The organism is Pectobacterium sp. IFB5596, assembly GCF_021432585.1.
Taxonomy (GTDB): domain Bacteria; phylum Pseudomonadota; class Gammaproteobacteria; order Enterobacterales; family Enterobacteriaceae; genus Pectobacterium; species Pectobacterium punjabense.
In genome coordinates this window covers 1-25,392 of the sequence record NZ_LXFY01000013.1, presented here as the reverse complement: position 1 = coordinate 25,392, position 25,392 = coordinate 1, and the positions used below count along the sequence as shown (strand labels likewise).

The 25,392-nt window shown below is 52.5% G+C and carries 21 protein-coding genes and 1 riboswitch; of the genes, 13 read left to right on the top strand and 8 right to left on the bottom strand.

Features of this window, described 5'->3' with window-relative positions; all coding sequences use genetic code 11:
* The first annotated feature begins 83 nt into the window (after positions 1-83).
* From A6301_RS12470 to cysM, 8 genes are all read left to right on the top strand, one after another.
* The gene (locus tag A6301_RS12470; RefSeq protein ID WP_234257910.1) at positions 84-2,858 is read left to right on the top strand and encodes a pitrilysin family protein; all 2,775 of its coding nucleotides are present in this window, start codon (positions 84-86) and stop codon (positions 2,856-2,858) included.
* Positions 2,855-4,528 (top strand): ABC transporter ATP-binding protein/permease, encoded by a 1,674-nt coding sequence (locus A6301_RS12465; protein ID WP_234257909.1) that lies wholly within the window; start codon positions 2,855-2,857, stop codon positions 4,526-4,528. The genes A6301_RS12470 and A6301_RS12465 overlap by 4 nt, the downstream gene beginning before the upstream one ends.
* 188 nt (positions 4,529-4,716) lie before the next feature.
* Positions 4,717-5,334, top strand: a complete 618-nt coding sequence (locus tag A6301_RS12460) for an RpoE-regulated lipoprotein (RefSeq protein WP_205541223.1) — start codon at positions 4,717-4,719, stop codon at positions 5,332-5,334.
* Positions 5,335-5,503: 169 nt separating this feature from the next.
* Positions 5,504-6,403, top strand: a complete 900-nt coding sequence (locus A6301_RS12455; protein WP_107170332.1) for a Dyp-type peroxidase — start codon at positions 5,504-5,506, stop codon at positions 6,401-6,403.
* A gap of 472 nt (positions 6,404-6,875) precedes the next feature.
* Positions 6,876-7,904 carry a sulfate ABC transporter substrate-binding protein gene (locus A6301_RS12450; protein WP_234257907.1) on the top strand — a complete coding sequence of 343 codons (1,029 nt, stop codon included), beginning with the start codon at positions 6,876-6,878 and terminating at the stop codon, positions 7,902-7,904.
* Complete coding sequence (gene cysT, locus A6301_RS12445) at positions 7,904-8,737, top strand: sulfate/thiosulfate ABC transporter permease CysT (RefSeq protein ID WP_205541230.1); 834 nt, start codon at positions 7,904-7,906, stop codon at positions 8,735-8,737. The genes A6301_RS12450 and cysT overlap by 1 nt, the downstream gene beginning before the upstream one ends.
* Entirely contained in the window at positions 8,737-9,603 is an 867-nt protein-coding gene (gene cysW / locus A6301_RS12440) for a sulfate/thiosulfate ABC transporter permease CysW (RefSeq protein ID WP_234257906.1), read from the top strand. The genes cysT and cysW overlap by 1 nt, the downstream gene beginning before the upstream one ends.
* A 48-nt stretch (positions 9,604-9,651) precedes the next feature.
* On the top strand, positions 9,652-10,533 hold the full coding sequence (cysM, locus tag A6301_RS12435) for a cysteine synthase CysM (protein WP_205541232.1): 882 nt from the start codon (positions 9,652-9,654) through the stop codon (positions 10,531-10,533).
* Between the two features lie 3 nt (positions 10,534-10,536).
* Here the strand turns inward: cysM and A6301_RS12430 are convergent, their stop codons facing one another.
* Both A6301_RS12430 and A6301_RS12425 read right to left on the bottom strand, forming a co-directional pair.
* Positions 10,537-12,486, bottom strand: coding sequence for a MacB family efflux pump subunit (locus A6301_RS12430; RefSeq protein WP_107170327.1), 1,950 nt, complete (start codon positions 12,484-12,486; stop codon positions 10,537-10,539).
* A 3-nt stretch (positions 12,487-12,489) separates the two neighbouring features.
* Positions 12,490-13,686 (bottom strand): efflux RND transporter periplasmic adaptor subunit, encoded by a 1,197-nt coding sequence (locus A6301_RS12425; RefSeq protein WP_107170326.1) that lies wholly within the window; start codon positions 13,684-13,686, stop codon positions 12,490-12,492.
* A 375-nt stretch (positions 13,687-14,061) separates the two neighbouring features.
* On the opposite strand from A6301_RS12425, the gene A6301_RS12420 reads away from it, so the two are divergent.
* Both A6301_RS12420 and A6301_RS12415 read left to right on the top strand, forming a co-directional pair.
* Positions 14,062-14,742, top strand: coding sequence for a response regulator transcription factor (locus A6301_RS12420; protein ID WP_107171068.1), 681 nt, complete (start codon positions 14,062-14,064; stop codon positions 14,740-14,742).
* Positions 14,742-16,109 carry an ATP-binding protein gene (locus A6301_RS12415; RefSeq protein WP_234257905.1) on the top strand — a complete coding sequence of 456 codons (1,368 nt, stop codon included), beginning with the start codon at positions 14,742-14,744 and terminating at the stop codon, positions 16,107-16,109. Before A6301_RS12420 ends, A6301_RS12415 begins: the two co-directional genes overlap by 1 nt.
* Before the next feature lie 66 nt (positions 16,110-16,175).
* Here A6301_RS12415 and crr read toward each other — a convergent pair whose 3' ends face one another.
* The 5 genes from crr to cysZ form a co-directional block, all read right to left on the bottom strand.
* Positions 16,176-16,685 carry a PTS glucose transporter subunit IIA gene (gene crr / locus A6301_RS12410; protein ID WP_010284368.1) on the bottom strand — a complete coding sequence of 170 codons (510 nt, stop codon included), beginning with the start codon at positions 16,683-16,685 and terminating at the stop codon, positions 16,176-16,178.
* Positions 16,686-16,835: 150 nt separating this feature from the next.
* On the bottom strand, positions 16,836-18,563 hold the full coding sequence (gene ptsI / locus A6301_RS12405; protein WP_107171066.1) for a phosphoenolpyruvate-protein phosphotransferase PtsI: 1,728 nt from the start codon (positions 18,561-18,563) through the stop codon (positions 16,836-16,838).
* Positions 18,564-18,608: 45 nt separating this feature from the next.
* Positions 18,609-18,866: a phosphocarrier protein Hpr gene (gene ptsH / locus A6301_RS12400; protein ID WP_107171065.1), complete on the bottom strand. Its 258-nt coding sequence runs from the start codon at positions 18,864-18,866 to the stop codon at positions 18,609-18,611.
* Between the two features lie 453 nt (positions 18,867-19,319).
* Complete coding sequence (gene cysK, locus A6301_RS12395) at positions 19,320-20,288, bottom strand: cysteine synthase A (RefSeq protein ID WP_039348726.1); 969 nt, start codon at positions 20,286-20,288, stop codon at positions 19,320-19,322.
* Positions 20,289-20,450: 162 nt separating this feature from the next.
* Positions 20,451-21,242, bottom strand: a complete 792-nt coding sequence (gene cysZ / locus A6301_RS12390) for a sulfate transporter CysZ (protein ID WP_107171063.1) — start codon at positions 21,240-21,242, stop codon at positions 20,451-20,453.
* A gap of 224 nt (positions 21,243-21,466) precedes the next feature.
* Here cysZ and zipA point away from each other — a divergent pair, with 224 nt between their 5' ends.
* Together zipA and yjeH are read left to right on the top strand one after the other, a co-directional pair.
* Positions 21,467-22,486, top strand: a complete 1,020-nt coding sequence (gene zipA / locus A6301_RS12385) for a cell division protein ZipA (protein ID WP_234257904.1) — start codon at positions 21,467-21,469, stop codon at positions 22,484-22,486.
* A gap of 145 nt (positions 22,487-22,631) precedes the next feature.
* Positions 22,632-23,885: an L-methionine/branched-chain amino acid transporter gene (gene yjeH / locus A6301_RS12380; RefSeq protein WP_234257903.1), complete on the top strand. Its 1,254-nt coding sequence runs from the start codon at positions 22,632-22,634 to the stop codon at positions 23,883-23,885.
* 64 nt (positions 23,886-23,949) lie between these two features.
* Here the strand turns inward: yjeH and ubiK are convergent, their stop codons facing one another.
* Positions 23,950-24,231 carry a ubiquinone biosynthesis accessory factor UbiK gene (gene ubiK / locus A6301_RS12375; protein WP_107171061.1) on the bottom strand — a complete coding sequence of 94 codons (282 nt, stop codon included), beginning with the start codon at positions 24,229-24,231 and terminating at the stop codon, positions 23,950-23,952.
* A 186-nt stretch (positions 24,232-24,417) separates the two neighbouring features.
* Positions 24,418-24,594, top strand: a riboswitch (FMN riboswitch).
* A 127-nt stretch (positions 24,595-24,721) separates the two neighbouring features.
* Here ubiK and ribB point away from each other — a divergent pair.
* On the top strand, positions 24,722-25,375 hold the full coding sequence (ribB, locus tag A6301_RS12370) for a 3,4-dihydroxy-2-butanone-4-phosphate synthase (protein WP_010284392.1): 654 nt from the start codon (positions 24,722-24,724) through the stop codon (positions 25,373-25,375).
* The last annotated feature ends 17 nt before the right edge of the window (positions 25,376-25,392 follow it).

Here is a 25,392-nt window from a genome sequence, read left to right as displayed (position 1 = left end):
GGGGCATTTTTGCATTCTGCATATTTACATATTTACATTCAGACATTGCCTTACAGGCAAACATAAAAAACAAAAAGGTTGTTATGAACTGGAAGAAGTGTTGCTGGTTATCGCTAACGGCTGTCGGCCTGTTAGCGGGAAGCGTTGTGAGTCAGGCTGAAGAAATAAAAATCCCGTTGCCGGTTATTAAAGAAGGCACGCTGACGAACGGGTTGCGTTATACCCTTGTTCCGCTGGATGGGACGAAGACGCGGGTCGATATTCGCCTGATTGTTGATGTCGGTTCGATCGATGAAAACGACAATGAATCCGGTGTGGCGCACATGGTGGAGCACATGGTGTTTCGCGCCAGCGACGCCTTTCCTCAAGGCGTGAGCACGGAACTGCACAAACAGGGCTGGGTTCGAGCGCAAAGCTATAACGCCGTGACCAACTACGAACGCACCATGTATATGATGAGCCCGCCGAAAGGTAATCGCGATCTGGGAACGTCCTTGCAGGCGCTGAGCCAGATGACAGGCCATGCCAAGCTGTTACAAAGCGATCTGGATGATGAGCGCAAAATCATTCTGGAAGAGTGGCGTGGCAAGTTGGGTGTATCGGAACGCATGAACCAGCAGCGCGTACAGGCAATTCGCCATGACTCTCGTTATCCTTCCCGCCCGGTAATTGGCACTGAGCAGTCGATTAACGACACGCCAGCTAGCGTGCTACAGGATTTCTATCAGCGCTGGTATCACCCATCGAATATGCGTTTGATGATTATTGGTGATATCACACCTGCGGATGCGGAACGTGAAATTCAACGCTATTTTGCACCACTGCCGAATGTCGCGGTGCCAGCCCGTGATTACTACGAACCATTACTGAAACCACGCCTCAACGTGGCACGTTTGCAGGATAGCCAAAGCGGCAGCAGCCAAGTGTCGTTCGTCTATCGTTTCAATGACAAAGACACATTTGGTCAACCTGAGTATCGCCACCGCTTGCTCACGCAAATCACGATGTCTGCGGTCACGCGTCAGATTCGTCGACAACAAGCAGAATTACCGCAAGACGCCAGTAGTCTGGTGGTGCGTAAATCGGATATCGGTAAAACCACCGCGGCATTGGGCTTTTTCGCCAATGTAATGCCGGGAGGCCACGACGCTGCGCTTTCTGCCGTATTGAAAGAAATCGAGCGGTTAAAACGCTATCCGCTAAACGAGCAGGACATCACGGAGATCACATCCGACATTCGTGAAGTCGCGCAGCGTATGGCAGATAGGCAGGAAACACGCGAGTTTTCGGATTGGGTTCAGCAGTTGACCATCGTTTGGCAACAGGATCGCCCTTATGTCGGCAGCCAGCAGCGCGGCAAAGATGCGCTGGAAGTGCTGGAGACTATCACGGTGGAAGATGTGAACCGCCATTTGCAACGCTGGTTAGCTTCGCCAGATACGCTGGTGCAGTTTAGCGTACCGGGCGCAACGCCTTTCACTCTGCCTAAGCCAGAGGCGATTCTCAAATTGCAGAAACAGTGGGCGGTGGCGACGTTGGCACCGTTGCAGGTAGAAAAAGAGAAAGTCATTCCTGAGCTGCCTTCCGTGACGCAAAGCGGAAAGCGCACGGCGGTGAAAACCTTTGCTGCCCAAAAAGTCGAGCAGTGGCAACTGAGTAACGGTGACCGCGTGGTATGGCTGCGTGCACCAGAGGCAGGTAAGAAAGTGTATCTCACCGCGACGAGTCAGGCTGGCTTCATGGCAGCCACGCTGAATCCGTGGCAGGCACAACTGGCGAGTCAACTGGTCGATCAAAGCGGGCCAGCAACATGGAGCGGGGAAGCGCTCAGTAACTGGAAAAAGGAAAAAACGCTGTCGCTGAGTATCGATCAGGGCGCGGATCAACTGACCGTCAGTGGCACCGCGCCAACCGAGCAACTGGCAAATTTGTTTGGGTTATACCGTGAGCTGAATGTTGCGCCGGGAATCGATCCTGATGTGATGAAAGAGAGCATGATGAGTCTGGCGCGTCAGAAAGCCAATGATGACCAGTCTGTTTCAGGTATACGCGCCAGTGAAATTACCAAACTGCGCTTTGGTGGACCCGCGTGGCAACAGCCTGAAATTGCAGAACTGAAAAAAATTTCTGCGCCAGCCTTGCTGTCACAGTGGCATAAAGCCGCTTCTGCACCAGTGACTTACTATCTGATCGCAGATATGCCCGCTGCACAGCTGTTGCCACAGGTTGAACGCTATCTTGCGACCATTCCGCGTCAGCCTGCCAGCGAGGTAAAACAGCATCTGGCGCTTCCGGGCAAACGTGAAGCAACTTCTGCCATCAATATTGAACCGCGTGCCGATATCCTGACCTGGAGTTTCACACCGCATACGTGGACGCCGCAGGCTGCGGTACAGGTGAGCATTGCTCGTAACATTGCGAGTAAATATCTCAAGGCGAGCCTGCGTGATGATGCACTCGGTATTTACCGTATGCGTGTCGATAGCGAGCTGGAAGATAAAAAACAGCGCATTGAGACGGAGGTGAGCTTTACCAGCGCGCCTGAGCGAGCGCAGGAGCTGTGGACGTTGGCTGAGCAAGCTTTCGCTGAACTGCCGTCAAAGATTACGCAGCAGGATGTGGACGAGCAAAAAGCACAATTCATCCGTGCGGAAAAAGGACGTCAGAGCGATTTGACTACGATACAGCGCCGCTTGCTGCTGAGCTATCGCCACTATGACGATCCGCGCTATTTGAGCCGCGTATCTACACTGGCGGACAGCATCACGCTGGAAGGTGTACGCGCAATGTCGGCGAAGCTGTATAACCCAGAAAACCGGGTGCTTTACATCACCTTGCCGCAAGAGGTGAAAAAGTGAAAAAGATCGTGGCGCAGTTTGTCGATCTCTGCCGTCCCTTTTGGGGCGGTAAACGGAGCTGGCGAGAATGGCTACTCTTGCTCATTGCCATCTCGATGGGCGGTGCGATCGTCTATCTCAACGTGTTGATAAACGAGTGGAGCAAATCGTTCTATGATGCGTTAGGGGCATTCGACAGCAGTTTGTTGCTTTCGCTGATGAAAGATTACGGTATTTACATCCTGATCTATATTGGGGTGATCGTGTATCAGGAGTGGTTTACCAAACTGCTGATTATTCGCTGGCGCAGTGCGTTAACCGCCGAGCTCGTGGAGAGCTGGCTGGCGAAGCGGGCATTTTATCGTATGTCGGTGGAAGGTAAGATTGATAACCCCGATCAGCGTATTGCCGAAGATATCAATCTGTTCGTCGACAAAGCCGTTAGCCTGGTGGTGGAGTTTTTGATCGTCACAGCACGCTTGTTTTCTTTCGTCGTTATCCTGTGGGGATTGTCGGGCGTTCAGCGCTTTACGCTGTTTGGCGAAGAGTGGGTGATTAAAGGCTATCTGGTCTGGGTCGTTATTCTGTATACGCTGCTCGGCACCTTGATCACGCATGTGGTCGGGAAACGCCTGCATGATATTAATTATGAGAAGCAAAAAGCGGAGGCTGATTTCCGCGCCGCGTTGCTGCGTAAGCATGATAACGCTGAGCAAATCGCGCTGTACGGCGGTGAAGCGCAAGAGAAAAGCCACCTTCAGCGTCATTTTTCGTCCATCGTGTCGAATTGGCGGCGTTTTATGAATGCCGAGCGTAATCTGGGCTTTTTCACCACGGGTTACATGCGTGTGAGCCTGATTGTGCCGATCTTTGCTGCCATGCCTGCTTTCCTGAATAAGACGGTAACGCTGGGCGGATTGATGCAGATCCGTGGGGCGTTTGCGCAGGTACACGGTGCGCTGAGCTGGTTTATCCATAAGTACAAGGAGTTTGTGATTCTGTCCGCCAGCATGGCGCGTTTGAGTCAGTTCAAGGAAGAAATCAAACGTCATCAGTCTGAACAGACCGATGCGGTAGTAGGGCAGGATTTACGCATTGAGCAACTTTCCTTTACTACGCCACAAGGTTCTCCTCTGCTGCAAAATGTGGATCTGAACTGCGAAGCGGGTAGCTGGAGTAAATTTTCTGGGCGCAGCGGGCTGGGAAAATCAACGCTACTGCGTACGCTAAATGGCTTATGGCCGTATTACGATGGTCGCTGGCAGTCGCTCGAAGGTCGCAGCCTGCTGCTACCGCAGCAAAGCTATTTAGGTCAGGGGACGCTGGCGGAGATTCTCTGCTATCCACACCCACCGCTGGCTGATAGCGAGATGCTGCGCCAGACGCTGGATAGCGTCGGGCTGGGAGCGTGGCGCGATCGTTTAAGTGAGCAATTGAACTGGGATCGGGTGTTTTCCGGCGGTGAACGGCAGCGTGTTGCCTTTGCCCGTGCGCTGATTGCCAAACCCGATACCCTCTATCTGGATGAAGCGACCAGTAATCTGGATCATGACTCTGCCAGACAGCTTCTGGCGCTGGTCAAGCTGGCGTTGCCGATGTGTACCGTGGTCGCCATTACGCACCAGACAGAATTGGACGATCTGTTCCCACATCGTTATGACCTAACCGATTTCGCCTCACCGCGCAGTTGATGTTGCCCGCAGGCCTTCCGGTTATCGGAGGGCCTGCGGTTCTGGTAGGTTTCTTGTCCCATGCCCCCTATAATCCCTCACAAGATTATCCCGTCTTTTACGGCACTTTTCGTCGCTTGCAGACTCCAACTCCCATCTTGCTAGGGTGGCTGATGAAGGAAGCCGTTCAATTTTGAGGAGTACACACCATGAATTCTCGTCCGCTATCTTTGGGGTTACCGCTAGTGTTGGGTTTACCATTACTGCTGACCGGATGCAGCACGCTGTCCAATTTTTCCTGGTCCAGCCTATCGCCGTTTAATTGGTTCGGTAGTTCGCTGCAAATCACGGATGCGGGCGTCGGTGGCATCAATGCGGGTACGCCGTTATCTGAAGGCGCGTTACAGAACGCGCTGGATGGCAGTTATCAACTTCGTAGTGGAATGGGGACATCCAACGGTCAACTGGTCGCGTTTTATCAGGCGCTTGATGGCAAAGAGGTGAAAATGGTCATCAGCGGCCAGCCGAAGGGTAGCGTGCGCAAAGTTGAAGTCATGGACCCGGCGATTGGCAGCGCAGGTGGCGTGAAAATCGGTGATGCCTTTAGCAATACCTACAGCAAAGCCTTTGAGTCTTGTCAGTTGGGGCAAGGTGATGATGCGCGGGGCGTTGAATGTGCCGCGCCCCAGAGCACGCATATCAGCTACGTCTATTCCGGCGAGTGGAGTGGGCCAGAAGGCTTGATGCCGCCCGACGATATCCTGAAAAACTGGAAAGTGAGCAAAATCGTGTGGCACGCACAGGCGCGTAACACATCCGTTTTATAAAGGGCGTCTTGACGTTAACGGACTAATTTGTCTTCACGCAAGGTAAAATCCAGGCGGCTTCCGGTATGATACCCGTGCCGCCTGATTTTTTTTCGGTACCCGTATTTGCTGTAACCATGGTAGTAAACCATAACAACAAAAGAAAAAACTGACGTTTGAGGAAGCAGAAATGACACCAATTCAAAGCGGTATTTTATTGGAACACCGCCGTTTTGCCATCTTTATGGAAGCGATGATTCAGGGAGAGTTTGATGCTATCCGGCAGGGATGCAAAAAATTCTGTCAGACATTACAAGATTTACAGCAGCAGTATCCCGATGCCGGATTAGGCGCGGTACTGGCGTTTGGTAACGATGTTTGGCGCGATCTGGACTGTAACCACAGCGCGGCGGAGCTGAAATCGTTTACGCCGTTGGGTAAAGGGCTTGCCCCGGCAACGCAGCGCGATTTACTGATTCATATCCAATCGCTCCGCCATGACGTTAACTTCACGCTGGCACAGGCTGCGCTGGCCGCGTTTGGTAGCGCAATTCGTATTGAAGAAGAGACGCACGGTTTTCGCTGGGTAGAAGATCGCGATTTAAGCGGTTTTATCGACGGTACAGAAAACCCACAGGGTGAGGCACGGCACGCCGTGGCAATTATCCCTGAAGACCAGCCGGATGCCGGTGGCAGTTACGTGTTTACCCAACGCTGGGAACACAATCTGAAGCAGTTGCAGCGTTTTAGCGTGGAACAACAGGAACAGATGATCGGGCGCACGAAGCAGGATAACGAAGAGCTGTCTTCGGATCAGCGCCCTGTAACGTCGCACCTCAGCCGCGTGGATTTAAAGGAAGACGGCAAAGGGCTGAAAATCCTGCGTCAGAGTCTGCCTTATGGCACCGCGAGCGGGAAAAATGGGCTTTATTTCGTCGCCTACTGTGCGCGTCTGCATAACATTGAACAGCAGCTGCTGAGTATGTTCGGCGATCGTGACGGCAAACGTGATGAGATGCTGCGCTTTACGCGCGCTGTCAGCGGCAGCTATTTCTTCGCGCCGTCTTTGGCGAAGCTTTTGTCACTGTAAGGTTTGACGCGTTTTCCTGATGCCTGCATTCGTGCAGGCATCAATGCTCTGCATTGGCTATCTTGCTGTGTTTTTCTCTTTTCTTTTTCTTCTTTTTTGCCGTTATCTCTCGTTGTGGTGTTATGCCCTTTCGCGCTTAAAAACTCCGAAATATTATATATAAAGGTTATATGTTAACCAGCACTTCCCCTACACTGATTTGCGCTATACCCGTCATACTTCAAGCTGCTTGTGCGTTGGCCGCCCTTACTCACCCCAGTCACTTACCTGAGTAAGCTCCTGGGGATTCGCTCGGTTGCCGCGTTACAAGGCCATAAATGAGCCTTGCCCTAAGGGTCAACGCAGAGCGTTGTTCAAAACGTTAACGTTTTGTCACGCAACTCGAATTATTTAGGGTATATACAAAAACGGCTATGAAACGGCCCCGATAACAAAGCCTATCGAATAGGCGCGAACTCTGGCAGGACATAAGATGAATCAAGTACAGGTGAAAGGCTGGCTGGTGAAAGGTTCTCTGGCGCTGTCATTGCTGCTGGGCGGGCAGAGCGCTGTCTCCGCTACCGAGCTGCTGAACAGCTCTTATGATGTGTCTCGTGAGCTCTTTGTGGCGCTCAATCCCGGCTTTGAAAAGCAGTGGTTGTCGCAACACCCTAACGATCCAATCACGATCAAACAATCGCATGCGGGTTCATCTAAACAGGCGCTGGCTATCCTGCAAGGGTTGAAAGCCGATGTGGTGACCTACAATCAGGTGACGGACGTCCAGATCCTACACGATCGTGGGCAACTGATTCCCGCTGACTGGCAGGCGCGTTTACCGAATAACAGCTCTCCGCTCTACTCCACCATGGCCTTTCTGGTTCGCAAAGGTAATCCAAAAGGGATTCACGACTGGAACGATCTGGTTCGTGATGATGTAAAACTGATTTTCCCGAACCCGAAAACCTCTGGCAATGCCCGTTATACCTACCTTGCCGCCTGGGGCGCGACCAGTAAAGCTAACGGTGGCGATGACGCCAAAACGCGTGCATGGATAACGCGTTTTCTGGCGAATGTCGCGGTATTTGATACCGGCGGCCGTGGCGCAACCACGACATTTGTGGAGCGCCAACTGGGGGATGTGTTGATCAGTTTTGAATCCGAGGTGAATAACATTCGTAACCAGTACGGTGCTGAAAACTACGAAGTCATCGTTCCGAAGGTCAATGTGCTGGCAGAATTCCCGGTCGCGTGGATTGATAAGAATGTCGAGAAGAATGGCACCGAACAGGCGGCAAAAGCCTATCTGAATTATCTCTATAGCCCAGACGCGCAGAAAGTGATCACCGATTTTTACTACCGTGTGAATAACCCTGAACTGGCGAAAACGCTAAAATCTCGCTTCCCAGAGACCACCTTATTTCGCGTGGAAGATCAGTTTGGTTCGTGGCCGCAGGTGATGAAGACCCACTTCGACACGGGGGGGGAATTGGATAAACTGCTGGCGGCGGGTCGTCAGTAATGTCTTTTGGTTCAGGTAAGCGGGTGCTGCCGGGATTCGCGCTGAGTCTGGGCAGTAGCCTGCTGTTCGTCTGTCTGATTCTCCTGCTGCCCTTAAGTGCGCTGGTGATGCAACTCTCAGCGATGAGTGTGGCGCAGTACTGGGCGGTGATCTCCAACCCGCAGGTGGTGGCGGCTTACAAGGTCACGCTCTTGGCGGCGGGGCTGGCGACGGTATTCAACGCAGGGTTTGGCCTGTTAATGGCGTGGATTCTTACGCGCTATCGTTTTCCCGGTCGTGCCTTGCTGGATGGATTGATGGATTTACCCTTCGCTCTACCCACTGCCGTGGCGGGGCTGACGCTGGCTGCGCTGTTTTCAACAACCGGCTGGTACGGCGCATGGCTGGCAGAATATGGCATTAAGGTGTCCTATACCTGGTTGGGTATTACGGTTGCGATGGCGTTCACCAGCATTCCTTTTGTGGTGCGTACCGTGCAACCAGTGTTGGAAGATCTGGGGCCGGAATACGAAGAGGCGGCACAAACGCTGGGGGCGAATCGCTGGCAGTGTTTTCGTTACGTCATTTTACCAGAGTTAACGCCAGCGCTATTAACCGGCACCGCGCTGTCGTTTGCCCGCAGTCTGGGTGAATTTGGCGCGGTTATCTTTATTGCGGGGAATATTGCCTGGCAGACAGAGGTCGTTTCGCTGATGATTTTTATCCGTTTGCAGGAATTTGATTTCCCTGCCGCCAGTGCGATTGCCTCCGTCGTGTTAGCCGCATCCTTATTGATACTGTTTGCCGTCAACGTGCTGCAAAGCCGTTTTGGACAACGGACCCGGAGCGTGTAATGGCAGAGAGCCCTACCGTGACGCCGCGACGTCAATCTCACCCTGTTCGGCAGGCACGTAACTGGGCGAGAGCCGCACTGATTGCGTTGGGCGTGATATTATCGCTCATCATGCTAGTCATCCCTTTAGTGTCAATTTTTGCCGCTGCGCTATCGCACGGACTAGGGGGCGTTTGGCGTAATCTGAGCGATCCTGACATGCTGCATGCGATTGGCCTTACGCTGCTGGTGGTCGCAATTGTCGTACCGGTGAATCTGGTTTTTGGCACGCTGCTAGCGTGGTTGGTCACACGCTTTCAGTTTCTAGGGCGACAACTCTTACTTACGTTGATCGACATTCCTTTTGCCGTCTCGCCAGTGGTCGCCGGTTTACTGTATCTGCTTTTTTATAGCACCAACGGTCCGGTCGGCGGCTGGCTGGATGAACAGGGACTCCAGTTGATGTTTGCCTGGCCGGGTATTGCGCTGGTGACAATATTTGTGACCTGTCCGTTTATGGTCAGGGAACTGGTTCCGGTGATGATGAGTCAGGGCAGCCAGGAGGAAGAGGCTGCCGTGCTGCTCGGTGCGTCAGGCTGGCAGGTGTTCTATCAGGTGACGCTACCGAATATTCGCTGGGCACTGCTCTATGGTGTCGTGCTGACCAATGCCCGGGCGATTGGCGAGTTTGGCGCGGTATCCGTCGTGTCGGGCTCAATTCGTGGTGAAACTTACACGTTGCCGCTACAGGTTGAATTACTGCATCAGGATTATAACAGCGTGGGAGCGTTTACCGCGGCGGCGTTGCTAACCGTGATGGCGATACTGACGCTGTTCATCAAGAGCGCCTTGCAGTGGCGCGTAAAACGGCAAATGAATAAACACTAACTTTTATCTCACTCACGCCGCGCGCGTGAGTTTTTTAGGACTCAATTTGTGACGACGCTTGAGCAGTGTATTGGTAATACCCCACTGGTGAAATTGCAGCGTGTGACGCAGGGGTTAAACAGCGAAATCTGGCTGAAGTTGGAAGGGAATAATCCCGCTGGATCGGTAAAAGATCGTGCTGCACTTTCTATGATCCAGCAGGCGGAGAATCGCGGAGATATCTCCCCCGGTGACAGGCTGATCGAAGCAACCAGCGGGAACACCGGCATTGCATTGGCGATGATCGCGGCGGTGAAAGGCTACCGACTACGCCTGCTGATGCCGGACAATATGAGCTATGAACGCCAGACCGCGATGCGTGCCTACGGGGCGGAGCTGGTGTTGGTTAACCGCAAGCTGGGGATGGAAGGGGCGCGGGATCGCGCGAAACAGATGGTGTTGGCGGGAGAGGGGAAAACGCTCGATCAGTTCAATAACCCGGACAACTCGCTGGCGCATTTTCTCACGACGGGTCCAGAAATCTGGCAACAGACGGCAGGCAAGCTGACTCATTTTATTTCCAGCATGGGGACAACCGGCACGATCTCTGGCGTCAGCCGCTATCTGAAGCAGCAGAATCCGGCAGTGTGTACCGTTGGGCTACAGCCTGCGGAAGGGAGCCACATTCCCGGCATTCGCCGCTGGACGCCGGATTATATGCCGGGCATCTTCCGTGCCGATCTGGTCGATCGCATTCTGGATATGACACAGGTGGACGCAGAGAATACGCTGCGGCAGCTGGCGCGTCAGGAAGGTATTTTCTGCGGCGTTAGCTCTGGTGGCGCGGTTGCGGGTGCACTGCGGCTTGCGGAGGAAAACCCCGGTAGCGTGATTGTGGCGATAGCCTGCGATCGCGGCGATCGATATCTGTCCACCGGGGTCTTTGACTGATGACTATTCCCGCTCCAGCGCGTGAATCGGTTCCATCCGTGCAGCGCGGCGAGCAGGGAAGAAGCCGAAGATAATGCCGATCAGGCTGGAGCACAGGAACGCGGCAATAATCGAGGCGCTGGAATAGATCATCGAAAAATTGCTGCTGAACTGTGCGAATAGCACGCCGATTCCCAACGACAGCGCTACACCCACGATGCCGCCGAACAGGCAAACTAGCACGGCCTCGATGAGAAACTGCTGCATGATGTCGCTGGTGCGCGCGCCAACCGCCATGCGAACGCCGATCTCTCGGGTTCGTTCTGTGACGGATACCAACATGATGTTCATCACGCCGATACCGCCGACCAGCAGCGAAATCAGGGCGATCATCGACACCAGCAGTGCGAGTGTGGTGGTGGTTTTCTCGATCATCTGGCGGATATTATCGGTGTTCATGATAAAGAAGTCTTTCGTACCGTGCCGCTGCGTCAGCAGCGTGGTGATGTTCTTCTCGGCGATGTTCATATCAATATTGTCTTTTACCCGCACCGTAATGCTTCTCAGGTAGGACTGCCCGACCATGCGTTTCATCACCGTGGTGTACGGCACCCAGACATTCAGATTTTCATCGCTGCCGAAACCGCCTTGATTCTTACTGACGACACCGATAATCCGCACGGGTAGCGAGCCCAGCAAAATCACTTGCCCAATGGGGTCCTCGCCGTGGGGAAAGAGTTTATCGCGCGTATTTTTGTCAATCACTGCATCCTGAGTCAGTTGATCGACGCTGCTGCGTGGGAAAAGCACGCCGCGATCTACTGTGTAGCCACGCACGGTGAAGAACTGTTCTCCAACCCCAGAAACGCTGGCGGAAACGGCGATATTGCCGTAGCGCATGGTAACGCTGGTGGAGATTGAGGGCGTGACGCTGTGTACGTAGGGCTGTTGTGCCAGTGGCTGAATATCGCTGGCGCGCAGCGTCTGGATAGCGCTGGCATCCATGTCGCCGAAGTCTTTGCCGGGAAAAATTTCCAGCGTGCTCGTGCCCATCGAATTGATATCGGCCAGTACCTGCTGCTGCGAACCTTTTCCCAGCGCGACCACCGAAACGACCGACGCAATCCCAATGATAATGCCGAGCATGGTCAGAAAGGTGCGCATCCGCTGCGCATTCATCGCCAGCAACGCCATTTTGAAGGCATCAATAAAGCGATCTTTGAACTGATTCAGGGCAGAGGTGGTAGGAGACACGGTGTCAGGTAATGGCGCGGTGACTTCTTGGGGGCGCGTTTGTCGATCGGCAATCACTTCGCCATCGCGCAACTCGATGATGCGCTGTGCGTGTTCGGCGATCGTCATATCGTGCGTGACGATCACGACCGTGTTGCCCTGTTTGTGCAGGTCGCGGAGTATGCTCAGGACTTCGTTGCCGCTGTGGGTGTCCAGTGCTCCGGTCGGCTCATCCGCCAGAATAATGCCGCCGCTGTTCATCAGTGCCCGCGCGATACTCACGCGCTGCTGTTGGCCGCCGGAAAGCTGGCTAGGCCGATAGTGAAGGCGATGTTCCAGCCCGAGTTTGGTCAGCAGCTCTGCCGCCCGCTGACGGCGCGTCAGTCTGCTCTTCCCTGCATAAATCGCAGGGACTTCGACATTCCCGAGTGCAGTCAGGTCACCAAGCAGGTGGTAGCGTTGAAAAATAAAGCCAAAGTGTTCGCGGCGCAGTTCGGCCAACTGGTCGTTATCCAATTCACCCACGGCGCGTCCTGCCACCTGATAGTCACCGGCAGACGGCTTATCAAGGCAGCCGAGAATATTCATCAGCGTGGATTTTCCCGAACCTGATGCGCCGACAATCGCCACCATTTCTCCCTGATTGATGGTCAGATTAATGTCTTTAAGAACGGTAACGTCCTGTTCGCCGTTGGAAAAACGGCGGGTGATACCAGTCAGCTTAAGCAAAGATGTCGACATGCGTTACATCCCCATCGGCGGGCCGGGATGCGTGGAGGTTACATCGCCGGGAGAGGGACTGACCACGATCTGTTCCCCGACGCTGAGCCCCGAACGAATCTGGGTGCGCACGTTATCATTGAGGCCAAGCGTGACCAGACGCGATTCAACTTTCTTGTTCGCATTGACGACCTGCACATACCACATGCCATTGCGCAAGGTTAACGCCGTCGCCGGAACGACAATGGCATTTTTCACCGAAGACAGCAAAATATTGACCTGTGCCGTCATTGAGATACGCAATACGCCATCAGGATTTTGCACATCGAACTGACCGTTGTAATAAATTGCGGTACTGGATGAGGAACTGGAACTGCTTGTACTGGATGACGTCGTTGTCGAGTCAGTGTTGATGGAGTCCGGCGCGGGCTCGATCGAACTCAGCGTTGCTTCATAACGCTTATTCGGTTCACCCAGAATACTGAACCAGACCGGCATGCCGGTTTTCACCTTAACGACGTCGGCTTCTGAGATTTTTACCTTGATGGTCATGGTGTCTAAATTGGCGACTTTGGCAATGGTTGGCGTAGTCTGGATCGCATTCACCGTTTGGCCTGCTTCTACGGGAATCGCCACCACCGTGCCATCCATCGGCGAGCGAATTTGGGTATATCCCAGATTCACTTTGGCGGTGTTAACGGTTATCTGCGCCTGAACGATTTGGGCGTCTAACGCGTCGATATTGGCTCTGGTGGCATCAAGCGTTGCCTTTGCACTATCGTAATCCGCCTGTGCGCCCACACCGCGCTTCATTAGCATCTGCTGACGTTGCCAGCTCAATTCGTTATTACGCAATTCTGCCACTTTGGCAGCCCGCTGAGCCTGAACATTTTTCAGCGCCGCTTCGCTATTCTTTAATGTGTCCTGCTGCGTGAGGTCATCGATCTCGGCGATCAATTGCCCTTTTTTCACCTTATCGCCGAGTTCGACGTGCAGTGCTTTGATTTGCCCTGAGGCTTGAGCGCCGACGCTAACTTGCTTCTGCGCCTCAATGTTTCCATCGGCGAGTACCGTCTGTTCGAGATCGGCAATCTCTGCGGCGGTAGTGATCGCGTTTGGCGTTGGCGCTGGTTTGTTGAAAAACAAATGAATAAGCACGGCTGCGGCGATAATACCAAGCGCGATCGTGATACGGCGTCGTGTAAAAAATCGTGATTGCATCAGGGGGAGTCGTCCTTAATGAATGCATCTGTATCCGTCATACTTCAAGTTGCATGTGCGTTGGCTGCGCTTAGTAACCCGAATCACTTACCTGAGTAAGCTCATCGGGATGCCTTCTCTTGCCGCCTGCCTGAAACTCGAATTATTTAGGGTATCAACGGGAATAAATAACGCAGGTGAGTAATTTACTCCGAGTCCGTAAAGGTAGCGGTAATCTTTGCTGAAAGAAATGGTAAGGATTAAGTAAATCTGGCTGCGAATATTCACGCCAAGCCTGAGAATACATCATCTATACCCATCATACTTCAAGCTGCATGTGCGTTTCCTTCCCGCAACTCGAATACGTAGGGTATACCCGATTAAAGAGGACAGGATATGAATATTTTACTGGTCGATGATGATGTAGAGCTGGGCGATATGCTCTGTGAGTATCTGAATGCGGAAGGGTTTTCAACCTCGCGAGTGCTGACGGGCAAAGAGGGCGTTGATGGCGCGATGTCGGGGGATTACACCGCAATGATTCTGGATGTCATGCTACCGGATATGAGTGGGATTGATGTACTGCGCCAAATCAGAAAAACCCAGCAGTTACCCATTATTATGCTGACGGCGAGAGGGGACAACATTGACAGGGTCATTGGTCTGGAAATGGGGGCGGATGACTATATGCCTAAACCTTGTTACCCGCGTGAACTGGTGGCAAGGCTGCGTGCGGTGTTACGTCGCTATGACGAACAGCCGAGTACAAAGCGTGACGACAGCGTGGCGGCCAGTGGCGATCTGGTATTGAACCCCGCAACACGCATTAGCGAATGGCGCGGGAAGCCGTTTGATCTGACGGCATCTGAGTTTAACTTGCTGGAGCTGCTATTGCGCTTCCCCGAGCGGGTGGTATCGAAAGACGAGTTGTCTGAAAAATGTCTGGGGCGTCGTCGTGAGGCCTATGATCGCAGCGTAGATGTACACATCAGCAATATTCGTCAGAAGCTTGGAGCATTATCGGGCAACACGATGACGATTGAAACGGTGCGCAGCGTCGGATATCGGGTTCGCTGATGATGATTCGTGGAAGGCTTTTCTGGAAGATACTACTGGGATTCTGGCTGACGTTTCTCGTCATGTCTCAACTGTTATGGTTGGCTTTTTCCTTGAGTGGAGATCGCCATAAGCCGTTGGAAGAAATCGTGGTGTCGCGCATTGCGACGATGCAAACCGAGATAGTGGCCGCGGCGCTGCAACATGGTGGTCTGGGCGAACTCAACGCTGTGATGTCGCTGTTACCGCAGAAAGAGCAGCAATACATTTCCATCACGGAATCGCCTCTGCCGCTGTCGGAACAGGAATTAGTTTCTTCCCCGCAGAACGCGTTGCTCGATGACGCGTTTACGCCGGATAAACGTGGTGCGCAGCGTGCCACCTACGTTATCAAGCAGGTCAGCGGCCCGGCGGGAAAGTGGTATCAGATACGTTATGATGCTGAGCTGCTGCGCAGCGAATTTCGACCTCCTCGTCCCGTTGAATTTCTCAATGTGCCGATGCCATTTGTCATCATTGCAGGGCTTGGCGGGTTGCTATTTAGCTCGGTGCTGGCGTGGAGTCTGGCACGCCCATTGAACCAGATCCGTGCCGGTTTTGATCAGGTGGCGCAGGGCGATCTGACTGTGCGCCTGCTGCCGGTAATGCGTAAACGTCATGATGAAATCAGCGACGTGGCACGCGATTTCGATTCTATGGTTGAGCGGCTGGACAGCCTGGCCAGCGCGCGCGAACAACTGCTTCATGATGTCTCGCATGAGCTGCGTTCTCCACTGGCGCGTTTGCAGCTTGCCATCGGGCTGGTGAGGCAGAACCCAGATAACCTGGAGAACTCCTTGCAGCGTATCGAACGTGAGGCGTTGCTGATGGATAAGATGATTGGCGAACTGTTGACGCTATCGCGCACGGAGCATTCCGGTATTGAGGAGGCCTATTTCGATTTACTGGGTCTGGTGACGGCCGTGGTCAATGATGCGCGCTATGAAGCGCAGGTCACCGGCGTCGAAATCCTGCTTGCGGCGAATGAAGACGAAGACTACACGGTCAAAGGCAACGCGGAGTTGATGCGCAGGGCGGTCGATAATGTCATGCGTAACGCGTTACGTTTTTCTGCTCCCGCACAGCAGGTTGTCGTGTCGCTTATTGGTAATGAGCATGAGTGGATGATTCAGGTTGTCGATCAGGGGCCTGGCGTGGAGCAAAGTAAGCTCTCCAGCATTTTCGATCCTTTCATTCGTGTTGATTCGCCACTGTCTGGTAAGGGCTATGGATTGGGGCTGGCGATAGCCCGAAAGGTTGTGCTGGCGCACGGCGGGCATATTGAGGCGGATAATGGTGAGCAGTGCGGGTTAGTGATTCGCCTGTGCGTGCCGCGTTGGAAAGCCTGAAACGAAAACGGCACCATCCGGGTGCCGTTTCGTGCAAACGTAGTAAACCATCCGTAGAGGAAAGGCTTACTTTTTGATACGGATAACCGGTGTTTCACCGACAACAACCGTACCACTCAGTTTGGTCAATTCCTTGATTTCATCCATGTTGGAAATAACCACTGGTGTCAGAGTAGACTTCGCTTTTTCTTCCAGCAGAGCCAGGTCGAACTCGATAACGAGATCGCCTTTCTTCACGCGCTGGCCTTCTTCGGCGATGCGCTTGAAGCCTTCGCCTTTCAATTCAACGGTATCAATACCAAAGTGCACAAACAGCTCAATACCGCTGTCAGACTCGATGGAAAACGCATGGTTGGTTTCAAAAATTTTGCCGATGGTGCCGTCTACCGGTGCGACAATCTTGTTGCCAGTTGGCTTGATGGCAATACCGTCGCCGACGATTTTCTCTGCAAATACGACATCAGGAACATCTTCAATATTGACGATTTCACCGGACAGCGGGGCAATGATTTCGATGCTGCCAGTGTCTTTTTTATCGTCAGAAACCAGAGATTTCAATTTATCGAACAAACCCATGATTCTCTCCTAAGCATTAATATTGGGCCAGCGTATACCCTAATCTTTCAAGTTGTTGTGGCATTGGTGTTTTTTCGCTACCCCGACTGCGGCAGTATCGCCTGTCGGGGGTGCTGATTGCCACCTTGAAACCTATTAGGTAAAGCAGAATCAGCAGAGCGTTTTTTCTTTAATAAAGCGGCTCACCAGATTGCTTAACTCTTGTGCTGTCGGTTGAGCTAATGCTTGTTCCGCCAGCGCCTTCGCATCTTCGTAATTCGCATTACGGATGATTTTCTTGATGCTCGGGATAGAGATCGCACTCATACTGAATTCGTCCAGACCCATTCCCAATAACAGTAGTGTAGCACGTTCGTCACCGGCGAGCTCACCGCACATCCCTGTCCACTTGCCTTCGGCGTGAGACGCGTCGATGACCTGCTTAATCAGGGTAAGGACGGCGGGAGACATCGGGTTATAGAGATGAGAAATCAGCTCATTACCGCGATCAACTGCCAGAGTATACTGGGTTAAGTCATTTGTCCCAATACTAAAGAAGTCGACTTCTTTGGCTAAATGAGGAGCAATAGCCGCGGCAGCAGGTGTCTCAACCATCACGCCGACTTCAATGCTTTCATCGAAGGCTTTACCTTCTTCTCTCAGCTGTGCCTTCAACATTTCCAGTTCAGCTTTCAACTCACGCACTTCTTCCACGGAGATAATCATCGGGAACATGATACGTAGTTTGCCAAAGTTGGATGCACGCAGAATGGCGCGCAACTGAGCATGCAGAATTTCTTTGCGATCCAGACAGATACGGATAGCACGCCAGCCAAGGAACGGGTTCTCTTCCTTCGGCAGGTTCATGTAAGGCAGATCTTTGTCGCCACCGATATCCATGGTACGGACGATAACCGCCTGTGCGCCAACGGCTTCAGCAACGGCTTTATACGCCTGGAATTGTTCTTCTTCGGTCGGCAGTGAATCACGATCCATGAACAGGAATTCGGTACGATACAGGCCGACACCTTCTGCGCCGTTACGTTCTGCACCCGCGACATCACGCACGGTGCCGATGTTGGCACAGACTTCAACCTGATGACCGTCCAGCGTGATGGCTGGCAGATCTTTCAGCTTGGCCAGCTCATACTTTTCAGCGTGGTATTGCTGCTGAACGGCTTTTAATTCTTCAATTTTATCCGCAGTCGGATTCTGATAGATCTGGTTGTTTACCGCATCCAGAATCAGATAGTCGCCGTTTTTGACCTGCTGGGTCACGTTGGTCGTGCCGACGATCGCAGGCAGTTCCAAAGAACGCGCCATAATGGAAGTGTGAGACGTGCGGCCACCGAGATCGGTAATGAAGCCCAACACTTTGTCCAGATTCAACTGTGCGGTTTCTGACGGTGTCAGGTCCGTTGCAACCAGAATGACTTCATCCTGAATATCGCCCAGATCGACGATGGTCATATTGAGAATGTTGCGTAGCAAACGCTTCCCGATATCACGCATGTCCGCAGCGCGTTCTTTCAGATATTCATCATCAAGCTCTTCCAGCGCTTTGGCCTGGTTTTCGATAACGGAAAACGCAGCGGCATCGGCGGAAGCATGCTCATCTTTAATCAGGGCTATGATTTCCTGCTCGAACTCTTCATCTTCCAGCAACATGATGTGGCCTTCGAAGATGGCTTCTTTCTCTGCGCCCAGCGTCTCGCCCGCTTTCTTCTTGATAGCTTCCAACTGTGCGGATGCTTTGGAACGACCAGTCAGAAAACGTTCAGTTTCCTGTTCCACCTGATCCGCAGAGATTTTTTTCCGGTTGATGAGAATTTCATCTTCTTTCAGTAGCAGTGCCTTACCAAAAGCAATACCCGGTGATACTAATATGCCTGAAATCATAACCCTACCTTACTCGATTCTGGTGTTCACTAAAAAACTCGTCGATTACTCGAGCTCAGCCATCAGTTTGACCAGGTGTTCAACCGCTTTTTGTTCGTCTTCGCCTTCCGCAGCGATAGTAACCACAGTTCCTTGGGTTAAGCCGAGTGTTTGTAATTTGAATAGGCTCTTGGCGCTGGCGCTCTTGCCGTTGGACGTCACGGTGATGTCTGAAGCGAAGCCTTTGGCTTCTTTGACAAACTGAGCAGCGGGACGAGTGTGCAGGCCATTCGGTGCGGTGATAGTCACTTCTTGCTGGAACATGCTTTTTTCCCCAACTTATGGATTAGATTAATGTTGTGGAACTAAAGTTTAGCTGATTCACTGAACTTTAGCCTGTTTGGTTAGCGCCTGATTTATGTTACAGGGGCGGGCCACGATGCGACAAGAAAACCGTCAAACGTATTTCCTGAATAAAATACCATCAAACACCGCAGGTTCCGTCACCCATTATCTTAACCCCTGTCGCAAAACGGCGATGTGGGCTATCGTGCGCAGGACAAAACAATCGTACGCAGGACAAAAACAATGCGGTAAGGTGTGGTCTTTGCCGGATATTAATTTCACGCATCAAAATAATTGTTCGGTTAAATACTAAACCTGATGCAGAAAAGCAATCTGTATGTAGTGGAAAGTTTGAAGTGTGCCACAAAAAAGCACCTAAATAGGTGCTTTTTTAACATATCGGTCACTTGTTGTACGAGGTGACCAAGGTGGCTATTGTTGCAGTTCCTGCTCGGTGAACAGGTCGGCAAAGAGTGCGGTACTGAGGTAGCGTTCACCAGAAGAAGGCAGAATAACGACGATAGTTTTTCCTTCAAACTCTTTCTCTTTGAGCAAATTCAGCGCGGCGGCAACGGCTGCACCGGAAGAAATGCCAGCCAGAATGCCTTCTTCTTCCATCAAGCGGCGTGCGGTGCTGATTGCTTCTTCGTTCGTCACTTTCTCGACGCGATCAATCAGTTTCAGGTCGAGGTTACCAGGAATAAAGCCTGCACCGATGCCCTGAATCTTGTGCGGACCTGGCTTCAGCTCTTCGCCAGCCAGCGCCTGAGTGATTACCGGTGAGTCGGTAGGCTCAACCGCCACACTGATGATAGCTTTGCCTTTGGTGTTCTTGATGTAGCGGCTTACACCAGTCAGCGTACCGCCTGTGCCGACACCAGAAATGAAAACATCAACTTGACCGTCGGTATCTTCCCAGATTTCAGGGCCGGTGGTTTTTTCGTGGATCTCAGGGTTAGCCGGGTTGCTGAACTGTTGCAATAGCAGATAACGGCTCGGATCGCTGGCGACAATCTCTTCTGCTTTGGCGATAGCGCCTTTCATGCCTTTTGCGCCTTCGGTCAGCACCAGATTAGCACCCAGCGCTTTCAGCAGTTTACGGCGCTCAATACTCATGGTTTCCGGCATGGTGAGCGTGAGTTTGTAACCGCGAGCGGCTGCGACGTAAGCCAGGGCAATCCCTGTGTTTCCGCTGGTAGGTTCAACCAGTTCAATACCCGGTTTGAGAACGCCACGCTTTTCTGCATCCCAAATCAGGTTGGAGCCGATACGGCACTTTACGCTAAAGCTAGGGTTGCGGGATTCCACTTTAGCCAGAATGCGTCCGTTGCCGATACGGTTCAGACGAACCAGCGGCGTATGGCCGATTGTGAAAGAATTGTCTTCGTAGATCTTGCTCATAGCCTGTCCTTATAACTGTATGAAATTTTTGCGAACGTAGAGAGAATACTCGTTCACACTTTTCAGTGAAGTAAAGAATTGCTATATCGTTATGTTCTTAAGAAATATCTTTTCATTACAATAGAAAGCACTGGCCGTTCTGAGCCAGTGCGCACAGTCTTTTTATGACGCGTTTTTCGGCAGCGTCGCGGACAGAGCCCGATAGCGATCCACCCACAGTTGCGTTGCGCCGCATACCGCGACGGGCATGATGACCAGATTCAAAAAAGGCACTAGCGTAAACAGGCTGACCAAGGCACCAAACTGCATATTGGCGACTTTGTGGCGGCGTAATGCCTGCCGCATCGTGGAAAACCCCACTTTGTGGTTATCAAAAGGGTAATCACAGTACTGAATTGCCAGCATCCACGCGCTGAACAAGAACCACAGAAGCGGAGCGACAGTCTGCCCAATACCTGGGATGAAATAGAGAAGTAGCAGCACAATCGCACGGGGCAGGTAATACGCCAGCTTTTGAACCTCACGCGTCATGATGCGCGGGACGTCTTTGGCAATACTGAGTATGCCGCTGTCCGGCAGCGTTTGGCCGGTTAATTTTGCCTCCAACTGCTCGGCCAATAAGCCGTTAAACGGGGCGGCAATAAAATTGGCGATCGTGCTGAATAGGTAGCTGAATACCAGCAATATGGAGAGGACGGCGAGTGGCCAAATGAGGTAGCTGAGCCATTGCAGCCAGCTCGGAATGTAGCTCATTATATGGGGAATCCAGTCATTAAGCCGGGTGAAAAGCCACCAAAAAGCCCCCCCCATTAGCACAATGTTCATGAGCAAAGGAAGAATGACGAAACGTCGGATACCTGGCAGTGAGATTAAGCGCCATCCAGCAAGAAAATAGTGTATACCGCTGCGAGTTTGGTCTGCTGTATTGCCATAAGGCGGTTTTTCGGAAGACATTGTGACAATATACTCAGTCATTTGTTTGTTGAGGCATCATATCGGGATGATCTTATGCTGGCTAGCCCGTATTTGGATGAAAAAACAGCAAAAAAGTGCGTTGTATCTATCTTTATTGTCATAAAGTACCGTGCAGGCTTGCACTTGTGTACTCAGGCAAATAGAGTTAGTAGTATAAGTATTTGCCGTGGTGGCAATGTATTGTTAGAACAATTGGGATAGCAATGATGCAGGACTTGCGTCTGATATTAATCGTTGTTGGCGCGATCGCTATAATAGCGCTGTTACTTCACGGCTTGTGGACTAGCCGTAAAGAGCGCTCGTCCCTTTTTCGTGACCGCCCGGTTAAACGAGCAAAAAAAGCGCGAGATGAAGCGCCGCTTGACGATCTGGATGAAGGCGTTGGCGAAGTTCGCGTAAAGGGCGCTCGCCCGCAGCAAAATGAGCCTTCATTTGGCAACGCATCGTTTGATCGCGACGTGTCTGACAACGCGTCGTCTCATCACTACGATACACGTGAAGACGTTCGCTCAGAGGCGAAATCGCCGTTTGAACATCTGTCTCCCGCTTCATCTTATGACCCTTTACTGGATGAAGCGACGCCAGTGGATTCTCCGCGTGCGCAGGTGCGTAGTGAGACGGCACCGCAGATCGTTTCTCCCACAGAATCCTCTGTTTCTGAGCCCAGCAGTGGTGCTCGGCGTGAACCCTTTGCGTATGATGCAGCGCCACAGCAGCCTGTTACGCATTCACTGCATGAGAAAGTTCAGCCCGCGCCCGCGCAGCCTCCGCAACCCGCAGAACCGGTTGAACCCGCAGCGGCGAAAGAAGCTGTTCTGGTGCTGCACGTAGTGGCGCATCAAGGCGGTGTCATTGGCGGTGAACTGCTGTTACAAAGCCTGCTTCAGGCTGGTTTCCAGTTTGGTGAAATGAACATTTTCCATCGCCATGTGAATCCTGCTGGCGCAGGACCAGTGCTGTTCAGCCTGGCGAATATGGTTAAACCTGGCTCGTTTAATGTGGATGCAATGGCAGAATTCTCGACGCCCGGCGTATCTATTTTCATGATGGTGCCGTCTTATGGTGACGCCAGCCAAAACTTTAAACTGATGTTACAGTCTGCACAGCGTATTGCTGACGATGTTGGCGGCGTGGTGCAGGACGATGAACGTCGTATGATGACGCCGCAGAAGGTCGAATCCTACAAAGCCCGCATTCGCGATGTGCTGAAAGCCAACGCCTGATAGCATACGTGGAAGCATCAAAAGCGCCTGTGAAAACATAACGTGTGCGAATGCAGTGGGTGAGAAAGAAGCCTCCGTTAGTGGAGGCTTTTTTTTATCCTTCGATCTGGCTGTGATGTAAAAAGGTAAGAAAAGGGGAAAGGTTGTGAGTGAAGCAAAAGGATTAAAACAAGAGCTTGGCCTGATTCAAGGCGTTGGACTGCTTTCTACCTCGCTATTGGGGACTGGGGTGTTTGCAGTTCCTGCTCTGGTCGCACAGTTGGCGCAGCAAGACAGCCTGTGGGCATGGCCGATTTTGATCCTGTTTGTCTTTCCTATCGCCATTGGCTTTGCTGCGCTGGGGCAACATTTTCCTAATGCGGGCGGTGCCGCGCACTTTGTTAATTTAGCCTTTGGGCCGCGTATGGCGCGCGTAACTGGCTGGCTATTTCTGTCCGTCATTCCGCTGGGCCTACCAGCAGCCTTGCAGATTGCTGCCGGATTCTGGCAGGCAGCATTTGGCTGGAGCGATCTGGGGCTGCTCTGCGTACAGTTGCTGACGTTGGGCGGTATCTGGCTACTTGGCCTGCGTAGTGCGGGTTCGAGTGCCAACATTCAGATCGTCATCGCGCTGCTCGTGGTAGGGCTGGTTGCCGCGATCTGGTGGCAGGGAGACATCACGCCTGCACATATCCCTTGGCCGTCGGTGAACGAGCTGTCATGGTCTAACACCTTCGGCGCATTAGCCGTCATGTTTTGGTGCTTTGTTGGCCTTGAGGCTTTTGCTCATATGGCGACGGAATTTCGGGTGCCGGAACGGGATTTTCCCCGGGCTTTACTTATCGGTATGCTGGTTGCGGGGGCAGTTTATTGGGGATGTACGGTAGCCGTCCTGCATTTTAAGGCGTACGGAGAGGGGATTGCCGCAACGGCGTCGCTGCCGGGGATCGTTGTGCAGTTGTTTGGTCAGCACGCGCTGTGGATTGCCTGCTTCGTCGGTTATCTGGCCTGTTTTGCCAGCGTGAATATCTACACGCAGGGGTTTGCCCGGTTAGTTTGGTCACAGGCACCGAAAGGGAGTGCATTAGCGAAGCTGTCCGCAGGACAGGCACCGGTGAATGCGTTGTCGATTGTTGTTGCTTGCTGTCTGGTATGCTGCCTGGTGATTTATTGGCTCAGGTTGCCGCTGGATATGCTGATTGTGTACGCGAATGGCATCTTCGTGCTGATTTATCTGCTGTGTATGCTGGCAGGATGGCGTTTGCTGAAAGGGCGTGCGCGCGTGATGGCGGCAATAGGAGGCATGCTCTGCTGTGCACTGTTGTTGATGATTGGCTGGAAATCGCTGTACGCGCTAATCATGCTGGCCGTGCTGTGGCTGTTTTTACCGCGCAGGCAGGTCGAGCTCGTTTCCCATTGACCCGTTTGCCGTATTGGGAATTGAGCAGCACCCTGAAGAACAGGGCGCTGCGTTGGGATGACGATTAATCGTTTTCCGGTGCAGCGGCAGGTTTTTCTTCCGCGGACAATTTCGCTTCCAGCTCGCTCAGACGCTGTTCCAGGCGGGCAATCTTCTCGCGCGTGCGGAGCAGAACCTGGGTCTGAATATCAAACTCTTCACGGTTCACCAAATCCAGCCGGGTCAGCTGTGCTTGCAAGACCTGACGAATCTTTTTCTCTACATCATCACCCAATTCCCGGATACCTTTTGGCATGGATTCATGCACTTGACGGGCGATTTGCTCAATCTTCTTTGGGTCAATCATGTCGCTTTCCTGATTAGGTTGTGTAAGTAGGTACTATAGCAAGAGCAAGTGTAATGCCTATAAACGAAATCTGACATCTGCTTTGCACATATTCAGCATAATTTTACTGTAATCCAGCATACGTTTTGCCCTATTTCCTGCGGCGGATCAATTGCCCTATCGAGGTATTAGCGTTATAGTAAATCCGCTTATTCTCAGGGCGGGGTGTAATTCCCCACCGGCGGTAAACCAGTACACATACTGGAAGCCCGCGAGCGCTCTCGCTGTTTTCTCCGATTTAATTATCGATTTTGCAGCGTGGGGTCAGCAGATCCGGTGTAATTCCGGAGCCGACGGTTAGAGTCCGGATGGGAGAGAGTAACGGTATCTGTCGGGCTATATGCCCGCTCGCGTTATTTTTGTTAGCCATTACTATGCAACCAGTGGTAGTGGTTACTCCTCAAGCTCGCCCTGATTCTGGTAATTCATAATAACATTGAGGTTTTTTACCATGAATCAGACATTACTTTCTGAATTTGGCAATCCTACCGAACGCGTAGAACGTGCCCTTGATGCATTGCGTCATGGCCGCGGCGTGCTGGTGCTGGATGATGAAGATCGTGAAAACGAAGGTGACATGATCTTTTCCGCTGAAAATATGACTGTTGAACAAATGGCGCTGACGATTCGTCACGGCAGTGGCATTGTGTGCCTGTGCCTGACGGAAGAGCGTCGCCAGCAGTTGGAATTGCCGATGATGGTGGAGAAGAACTCCAGCCATTACCAAACGGCGTTCACGGTGACGATCGAAGCTGCTGAAGGCGTGACGACGGGGGTTTCGGCTGCCGATCGCCTGACCACCATTCGTGCCGCGATTGCGGATAACGCCAAGCCGAGCGATCTGAATCGTCCTGGTCACGTATTTCCGCTACGCGCCCAACCGGGTGGCGTATTAACACGCGGTGGTCACACTGAAGCAACGGTTGATCTAATGACGTTGGCGGGCCTGAAGCCGTCTGGTGTACTGTGCGAACTGACGAACGATGATGGTTCAATGGCGCACGCGCCGGAAGTGATCACGTTTGCCAAACAGCACGACATGCCGGTGCTGACGATCGAAGATCTGGTCGCTTACCGTATTGCGGCAGAGCGCAAAGCCAGCTGATTCACGCAGCGCATAGA

Bases quoted from the DNA above. Each gene is read 5' to 3' on its own strand.
- cysT (WP_205541230.1), top strand. From the start codon at position 7,904: ATGTCTTTTGGTTCAGGTAAGCGGGTGCTGCCGGGATTCGCGCTGAGT.
- A6301_RS12420 (WP_107171068.1), top strand. From the start codon at position 14,062: ATGAATATTTTACTGGTCGATGATGATGTAGAGCTGGGCGATATGCTC.
- A6301_RS12460 (WP_205541223.1), top strand. From the start codon at position 4,717: ATGAATTCTCGTCCGCTATCTTTGGGGTTACCGCTAGTGTTGGGTTTA.
- ubiK (WP_107171061.1), bottom strand. From the start codon at position 24,231: ATGATTGACCCAAAGAAGATTGAGCAAATCGCCCGTCAAGTGCATGAA.
- ptsI (WP_107171066.1), bottom strand. From the start codon at position 18,563: ATGATTTCAGGCATATTAGTATCACCGGGTATTGCTTTTGGTAAGGCA.
- A6301_RS12425 (WP_107170326.1), bottom strand. From the start codon at position 13,686: ATGCAATCACGATTTTTTACACGACGCCGTATCACGATCGCGCTTGGT.
- A6301_RS12450 (WP_234257907.1), top strand. From the start codon at position 6,876: ATGAATCAAGTACAGGTGAAAGGCTGGCTGGTGAAAGGTTCTCTGGCG.
- cysW (WP_234257906.1), top strand. From the start codon at position 8,737: ATGGCAGAGAGCCCTACCGTGACGCCGCGACGTCAATCTCACCCTGTT.
- ptsH (WP_107171065.1), bottom strand. From the start codon at position 18,866: ATGTTCCAGCAAGAAGTGACTATCACCGCACCGAATGGCCTGCACACT.
- ribB (WP_010284392.1), top strand. From the start codon at position 24,722: ATGAATCAGACATTACTTTCTGAATTTGGCAATCCTACCGAACGCGTA.
- zipA (WP_234257904.1), top strand. From the start codon at position 21,467: ATGATGCAGGACTTGCGTCTGATATTAATCGTTGTTGGCGCGATCGCT.
- A6301_RS12430 (WP_107170327.1), bottom strand. From the start codon at position 12,486: ATGTCGACATCTTTGCTTAAGCTGACTGGTATCACCCGCCGTTTTTCC.
- cysK (WP_039348726.1), bottom strand. From the start codon at position 20,288: ATGAGCAAGATCTACGAAGACAATTCTTTCACAATCGGCCATACGCCG.
- A6301_RS12415 (WP_234257905.1), top strand. From the start codon at position 14,742: ATGATGATTCGTGGAAGGCTTTTCTGGAAGATACTACTGGGATTCTGG.
- crr (WP_010284368.1), bottom strand. From the start codon at position 16,685: ATGGGTTTGTTCGATAAATTGAAATCTCTGGTTTCTGACGATAAAAAA.
- A6301_RS12470 (WP_234257910.1), top strand. From the start codon at position 84: ATGAACTGGAAGAAGTGTTGCTGGTTATCGCTAACGGCTGTCGGCCTG.
- A6301_RS12455 (WP_107170332.1), top strand. From the start codon at position 5,504: ATGACACCAATTCAAAGCGGTATTTTATTGGAACACCGCCGTTTTGCC.
- cysZ (WP_107171063.1), bottom strand. From the start codon at position 21,242: ATGTCTTCCGAAAAACCGCCTTATGGCAATACAGCAGACCAAACTCGC.